General features: G+C 71.6%; 5 protein-coding genes. 4 read left to right on the top strand and 1 reads right to left on the bottom strand.

The window, feature by feature from the left end:
- The 4 genes from TR49_RS26495 to TR49_RS26480 all read left to right on the top strand — a co-directional run.
- Positions 1-620 (top strand): GNAT family N-acetyltransferase (locus TR49_RS26495; RefSeq protein ID WP_152627466.1); only part of this gene is annotated, 620 nt, incomplete at its 5' end.
- A gap of 229 nt (positions 621-849) precedes the next feature.
- On the top strand, positions 850-2,478 hold the full coding sequence (locus TR49_RS26490) for a lysine N(6)-hydroxylase/L-ornithine N(5)-oxygenase family protein (protein ID WP_063770171.1): 1,629 nt from the start codon (positions 850-852) through the stop codon (positions 2,476-2,478).
- 33 nt (positions 2,479-2,511) lie between these two features.
- A complete protein-coding gene (locus tag TR49_RS26485) occupies positions 2,512-3,366 on the top strand; it encodes a carbon-nitrogen hydrolase family protein (protein WP_042386191.1) in 855 nt (284 codons plus the stop codon).
- Between the two features lie 12 nt (positions 3,367-3,378).
- Complete coding sequence (locus TR49_RS26480) at positions 3,379-5,496, top strand: ATP-dependent DNA helicase (RefSeq protein WP_084725442.1); 2,118 nt, start codon at positions 3,379-3,381, stop codon at positions 5,494-5,496.
- Positions 5,497-5,771: 275 nt separating this feature from the next.
- Here the strand turns inward: TR49_RS26480 and lexA are convergent, their stop codons facing one another.
- Complete coding sequence (gene lexA, locus TR49_RS26475; RefSeq protein ID WP_042386266.1) at positions 5,772-6,464, bottom strand: transcriptional repressor LexA; 693 nt, start codon at positions 6,462-6,464, stop codon at positions 5,772-5,774.
- Positions 6,465-6,920: the final 456 nt, after the last annotated feature.

Below are 6,920 nucleotides of genomic sequence, written 5' to 3'. Positions count from 1 at the left end.
CCCCCGGGTATCCCAGAACCGCACACCCGCCCTGGCAGCGACCGCACTGGGTCCGACGCGGCGATCTCCTCGACGGCGTGGCCCGCTGGGGCGTGATGCACACCCGGCACGGCGACTTCCGCCTCCAGCCCGTGCGCCTGCCGCGTGATCTGCCGCTGCTGGTGGACTGGATGAACGATCCGGTGGTCTCCGCGTTCTGGGAACTCTGCGGCCCGCCCGAGCTCACCGAGCACCACGTGCGCGCCCAACTCGACGGCGACGGGCGCAGCGTGCCGTGCCTCGGCCTGCTCGACGAGCGGCCCATGAGCTACTGGGAGATCTACCGGGCCGACGTGGACCCACTGGCCCGGCACTACCCCGCCCGCCCCCACGACACCGGCCTCCACCTGCTGATCGGTCCGGCCGCTCAACGTGGCCGTGGGGTCGGGAGCACCCTCCTGGCCGCGCTCACCCGGCGCATCCTCCGCGAGAGACAGGCGGCCCGACGGATCGTCGCCGAGCCGGACGTGCGCAACCTGCCGTCCGTGCGCGCCTTCCTGCGAGCCGGCTTCCGTCTCGACTCCGAGCTTCTGCTTCCGGAGAAGCACGCCGCCCTGATGGTCTACGACCGGCCGCACTGACGGATGGCGGTCCGCAGCCACCTGCCGCGGCGCAGTACCCGGAGAGCCTTCGGCACGCGGCACGCGGCACGTGGCACGCGGCGCGCGCGTGTCGCCGCGGCTTCGCTGCCGTGCGGGTTTCTCGATGCCCGCTCTTCGGGCCTCCCCACCACCCTTCTCCCTTCCGTTCCCTCCGTATCCTCCGTTCCCTCGTTCACCGTGACCGTCCGAATCCGAAAGGAGCCTGCCAGTGGATCCCTCACGTTCACCGGACGGAGCCGCCACCCGCCGATCGGCGCAGCCTCGCGCCTGCGCAGACGACCGCCGCACCGGTGAGGTCCATGACCTCGTCGGCGTGGGTCTCGGCCCGTTCAACCTCTCACTCGCCGCCATGGCCGACCGGGTGCCCGGCCTTCGGTCCGTCTTCCTCGAGGCCAAACCGGAGTTCAGTTGGCACCCGGGTCTGATGATCGAAGGCGCCCGCATGCAGGTGCCCTTCCTCGCGGACCTGGTCTCGCTGGTGGACCCGACCAGCCCCTGGTCGTTCCTCGCCTACCTCGCCGACCGGGACCGTCTCTTCCCCTTCTACTTCGCCGAGCAGTGGCACCTGACCCGCCGTGAGTACGCGGACTACTGCCTCTGGGCCGCCGACCGCCTGCCGAACTGCCGCTTCGACAGCCCCGTCAAGGCGGTCCGCTGGAACGCGGACCGCGGCGTCTTCGAGGTCGAGGTGCCGGGGCGGGAGCCCTACCTCGCACGCCATCTCGTGCTCGGCGTCGGCACCGAGCCCGTCATCCCAACGGCCTTCGCCGAACTGGTGGCCGCAGCCGGCCCGGCCGTGCACTCCGGTGAGTACCTCACCTCTCCCCGCTCACCCCTGACGCTAGCGCGCCCCACTGACAACGCCGGTGGACCCGGTCCACTCAGGGACGTCACCGTGGTCGGCTCGGGTCAGTCCGGCGCCGAGGTCTTCCTCGACCTGTTGCGGCGTCGTGGCGGCGACGCGGGCCCGCACCTGCGCTGGATCACGCGCACCACGGCGCTCGCGCCGATGGAGTACTCCAGGCTCGGCCTGGAGCACTTCACCCCTGACTACACGCGCTACTTCCACTCGCTTCCCGAGCACACCCGCGACGCGCTCGTGCCGCGCCAGTGGCAGCTGTACAAGGCGGCCAGCGCCGAGACCCTGGCAGCCGTCCACGAGACCATCTACGAGCGCACCACCGCGGGCGGTGCCGCGGACGTCGAGATCGTGCCGGGGACGGAGGTGCTCGCAGCTTGTGGCAACACCGGCGGCGGGCTCGAACTGCGCTGCGCCCACCCGCAGTCGGGTGCCGAGTACGTACTCCGCACCGACCTCGTCGTGCTCGCCACCGGCTACGCCGCCCGCAGGCCTGCCCTGCTCGACCCCGTCCGGGACCTGGTCGACTGGGACGCGAAGGGCCGCTACCGAGTGGGCCTCGACCATCGGGTGCGCCTGCGGGCGGACGTCACCGCCGGGCTGTACGTGCAGAACGCCGAACTCCACACCCACGGCGTCGGCACACCCGATCTCGGCCTCGGCGCACACCGCGCCGCCGTGATTCTCAACGCCGTCTGCACCCAGGTGCTGGGCCGACCCGTGCATCGGCTCCCCGAGGCGACGGCGTGGACCACCTTCGGCCGTCCGCGTAGCGCACGGGACGTGCCCGCGGACGCCGCCGCGCGCCCGGCCACCCGCGCCGCCGCGCATGCCACGGGCCATGCCGCGACCCATTCCGCCACCGGCTCCGCCGCGCGCTCCGCCGCCCACGCGCGAGCGGTGGACCTCGCGGACGGGTCCGTGCACGTTGCGCACCTCGCCGCGACTGAAAGCCCCGCAGCACTGGTTCACCCCTGACAGCTGCGCCTCCATGACGCTAGGCTCCGCGCCATGGATGATCAACTGTCGCTGCCCGCCGAGCCGCTGACCGTGGCCGCCGGGCAGGCCGCCTGCGTTTCGCTCGACCTCGTCGCCAACGCGGCCACCGCCGCCGACCTGGTCCGCCGCGCCGCCGATCGCGGCGCCGACCTGCTTGTCCTGCCGGAGCTCTTCCTCACCGGTTACGAGCTTCCGGGCATCACGGCCGACCCGGACCGTCAGACCACCGGCGCAGCCGACTCGCGCCTCGACCCCCTGCGCGAGGCCTGCGCCGCCCACCGCACCGCCCTGGTCGTCGGTGCGCCGACCTGCGCCGAGGACGGCACGCTCCGCATCTCCGCGCTCGCCTTCGACCGCGACGGAAAGCCGGCGGCCACCTACGACAAGCAGCACGCGACACCGAGCGAGCGCGTCGCCGGGTTCGCCCCCGGGGCCTGCGGCACGACCTTGGTCCTCGACGGATGGCGGCTCGGCCTCAGCATCTGCTGGGACTCCTCCTTCCCCGAGCACGCCCGTGCCGCGGCTCTGGACGGCTGCCACGCCTACCTGAACGGCGGCATGTTCAGCGCCGGCTTCTCCGCCAAGGCCAACTCCTTCATGTTTCCGGCGCGGGCGATGGACAACACGTCCTACACGGTGCTGGCCAACCACTGCGGGCCGAGCGGCCCGTACACCGGGGCCGGCCACAGCGCGATCTGGGGGCCGCTCGGCGAGCTCCTCGCCGACGCGGGCGAGGCCGATCCGGGCCTGGCCGTCGCCGAGTTCGTCCCCGAGGTGCTGCGCGCCGCCCGCGCGGACGAACCCGTGCTGGTGGATCCGAGCCTGACCGCACCCGTCCGGCCGCGGTTTGTCGGTGGCGCCCTCTAGGGTGGGAGGGCCATGAGTGACAGCATCCTTGAGCCCGACCCGGCCGATTCCGGCGCCACCTCCGAGCCGTCCGGCGCGCAGCCCGACACGCCCTCCGGTGAGGCCGCTGCCACCGGCGCGGACGCCCCCTCGCGCATCCGCGAGCTGCTCCACGCCGCCGTGACGTCGGTCGGCGGAACCGAGCGTCCCGGCCAGGTGGCGATGGCCGAGGCCGTCGCCGCCGCGGTCGAGAACGGCGAGCAGCTGCTCGTCCAGGCGGGCACGGGCACGGGCAAGTCACTCGCCTATCTCGTCCCCGCCCTCGCCCACGGTGACAAGGTCGTCGTCGCCACGGCCACGCTGGCCCTGCAGCGGCAGCTGGTCGAACGCGACCTGCCGCGCACGGTCGACGCGCTGCGTCCGCTGCTGCGTCGCAAGCCCACGTTCGCGATGCTCAAGGGCCGCTCCAACTACGTCTGCCTGCACCGGGTCCACGAGGGCTCACCCAGTGACGACGAGGCCGGTCTCTTCGATCCGGCCGAGGTCCTGGGCGGCCCCAGCAGCAAGCTGGGGCAGGACATCGTCCGGCTGCGCGACTGGGCCGACGAGACGGAGACCGGCGACCGCGACGACCTGTCACCCGGTGTCTCCGACAAGGCCTGGCAGCAGCTCTCCGTCAGTTCCCGGGAGTGCCTGGGTGCGACCAAGTGCCCGTACGGCGGCGAGTGCTTCGCGGAGAAGGCGCGCGAGCGGGCCAAGCTCGCCGACGTGGTGGTCACCAACCACGCCCTGCTCGCCATCGACTCGCTCGAGGGTGCGCCCGTCCTGCCCGAGCACGGCCTGTTGATCGTCGACGAGGCGCACGAGCTCGTCTCGCGGGTCACCGGCATCGCCACCGCCGAGCTCACCACCACGGGGGTGAACCGCGCCGTCAAGCGTGCCGCGAAGCTCGCCAACGAGAAGGCCGTGGACAAGCTCCAGGCCGCCGCGGAGAACTACCACGGCCTGATGGAGATCGCCGACGGCGGACGCGTCGAGGAGCTCCCGGAGAACCTCCACTTTGCCGTCGCCGCGATCCGGGAGGCCGCGCGCGAGGTGATCACCTCGCTCGGTGAGATCCGCGACCGCGGCGTCAGTGACGAGGACGCCGTGCGCAAGCAGGCGATGGCCTCGTTGGAGACCATCCACGAGACCACGGACCGGCTGCTCGAGGGCAGCGTCTACGACGTCGTCTGGATCGACCGCAACGACCGCTTCCTGGCAGCTCCGGCCTCGCTGCGGGTGGCCCCGTTGAGTGTCTCCGGGCTGCTGCGGGAGAACCTCTACACCGACCGCTCGGTGGTGCTGACCTCGGCCACCCTCAAGCTCGGCGGCGACTTCACCGGGGTCGCATCCTCGCTCGGCCTCTCCTCCACGGGGCGCGACGACGTGGGGGAGACGATCGAGGGCACGGGCGCGGCTCCCGTCTGGCGGGGCCTCGACGTCGGCTCGCCCTTCGACTACCGCAAGCAGGGCATCCTCTACGTCGCCCGCCATCTCCCCCCGCCGGGACGCGATCCGGAGCGTCCGGAGATGCTGGACGAGCTCGCCGACCTGATCGGTGCGGCGGGCGGTCGTACCCTCGGTCTCTTCTCCTCCATGCGCGCGGCCCAGGCGGCGGCGGAGGCCCTGCGCGACCGCGTTCCGGGGGAGATCCTGCTCCAGGGCGAGGACACACTGGGGGAGTTGATCAAGCGCTTCGCGGCCGACGCGGAGTCCTGCCTCTTCGGCACGCTCTCGCTGTGGCAGGGCGTGGACGTGCCGGGCTCGGCCTGCCAGTTGGTCGTGATGGACCGGATCCCGTTCCCGCGCCCGGACGACCCGCTGATGAGTGCCCGCCAGAAGGCCGTCGAGGAGCACGGCGGCAACGGCTTCATGGCGGTGGCGGCCACGCATGCCGCGCTGTTGATGGCCCAGGGCGCCGGCCGCCTCGTCCGCTCCGCGGACGACCGCGGCATCGTCGCCGTCCTGGACTCGCGCCTGGCCACGGCCCGGTACGGCGGATTCTTCCGCTCGTCCATGCCGGACCTCTGGTACACCACGGACCGCAACCAGGTCCGTCGCTCCCTCGCCGCGATCAACGCCTCGGCCCCACCCGTTCGGGCCCGGTAGCAGCTCGTCGTCCACGCCTGGTGCGTCACGGGCGGGGGCGATGACTGCGACCCGGACTGCCGGCTACGGGCTGCCGTGGTCCACGGGTTGCCCGGTCGGGGAGGAGATACACCCGACGGCAATTGCCCCAAGGAGTGCTGCTCGAAGAAGTGTGGTGGCGCGAGCGAAATCCGGACCGCCCGGATTCGGCTGCGCCACGTCCCCACGGTGCCCCGGCCGGCGCGTGATGCCGGTCGGGGCCCAGGTTGTTCGGGCCCCGGATGAGGAGCCGTTGATCAGAGACGGCGGAGGACAGCGACGACCTTGCCGAGAATGGTCGCGTTGTCGCCTGGAATGGGCTCGTACGCGGCATTGTGCGGCATGAGCCAGATATGTCCGTCCTCGCGCTTGAGGCGCTTCACGGTGGCCTCGCCGTCGATCATCGCGGCGACGATGTCGCCGTTCTCCGCGACGGGCTGGCGGCGCACGGTGACCCAGTCGCCGTCGCAGATCGCGGCCTCGATCATCGAATCGCCGCTGACCTTCAGCACGAAGAGCTCACCGTCGCCGACGAGCTGCCGCGGCAGCGGGAAGACGTCCTCGACGGACTGCTCGGCGAGAATCGGGCCACCGGCCGCGATCCGGCCGACCAGCGGGACGTAGGACGTGGCCGGACGACCGCTGTTGGCCTCGGGGACCGGACGGGCCACCTCCATGCCGCGTACCTCGTAGGCGCGCGGGCGGTGTGGGTCGCGGCGCAGGAAGCCCTTGCGCTCGAGCGCCATCAGCTGGTGCGCGACGGAGGAGGTGCTGGAGAGGCCGACGGCCTGACCGATCTCCCGCATGCTGGGCGGATACCCGCGCCGCTGCACCGAATCCCGGATGACCTCGATGACGCGGCGCTGGCGTTCGGTCAGCCCCGCCTCATCCGTGCGGATGCCCGGCGGGCGCCCCGGGAGGGCGCGTGCGGGGCTTTCTTGAATATCCAAGGAGTGTCCCGAGGAGTGCGTGACGGAAGGGCCGCTAGCCTGATCCGGGACGAGGCCGGAGGCGGGGTTTCGCGATTCTTCCTGGGTGGCGAACTGGGAGCGTTCCTGCACCGGGACGGTGCTGCTTTCGGCGATGGTCACGGCGGCCCCTCTCTACCTACGGACGTTCTCCCTTGAATAGGCCAACGGTAGGTCCTATCGAAAGGTTGCGCCAAACACACGTTCGAGTGAATTATTGCCAGAAACCCTGAACTGATCAAGGTTTCGGGTGTATTTCTACTCGCTCGTACGATCGCTTGTTCGAGTCGAATCCTCTCACGGATCACCTCCGAGCGTGCTCGAAACCCCCTCTTCGACCCTTCTCGCGCGTCGTGCCGCGGGCGGTCGCCGGCCCTTGAGGCATGACCTGCGCCGATCGCGAAGCGTGAACCGACCGACACGACACGCGGCGGTGAG

Source organism: Streptacidiphilus melanogenes (assembly GCF_000787835.1).
Classification (GTDB): Bacteria; Actinomycetota; Actinomycetes; order Streptomycetales; family Streptomycetaceae; genus Streptacidiphilus; species Streptacidiphilus melanogenes.
This window is presented reverse-complemented; position numbering and strand designations above follow the sequence as displayed.

Excerpts from the sequence above, each read along its gene's own strand:
- TR49_RS26485 (WP_042386191.1), top strand. The coding sequence starts at position 2,512 with ATGGATGATCAACTGTCGCTGCCCGCCGAGCCGCTGACCGTGGCCGCC.
- TR49_RS26480 (WP_084725442.1), top strand. The coding sequence starts at position 3,379 with ATGAGTGACAGCATCCTTGAGCCCGACCCGGCCGATTCCGGCGCCACC.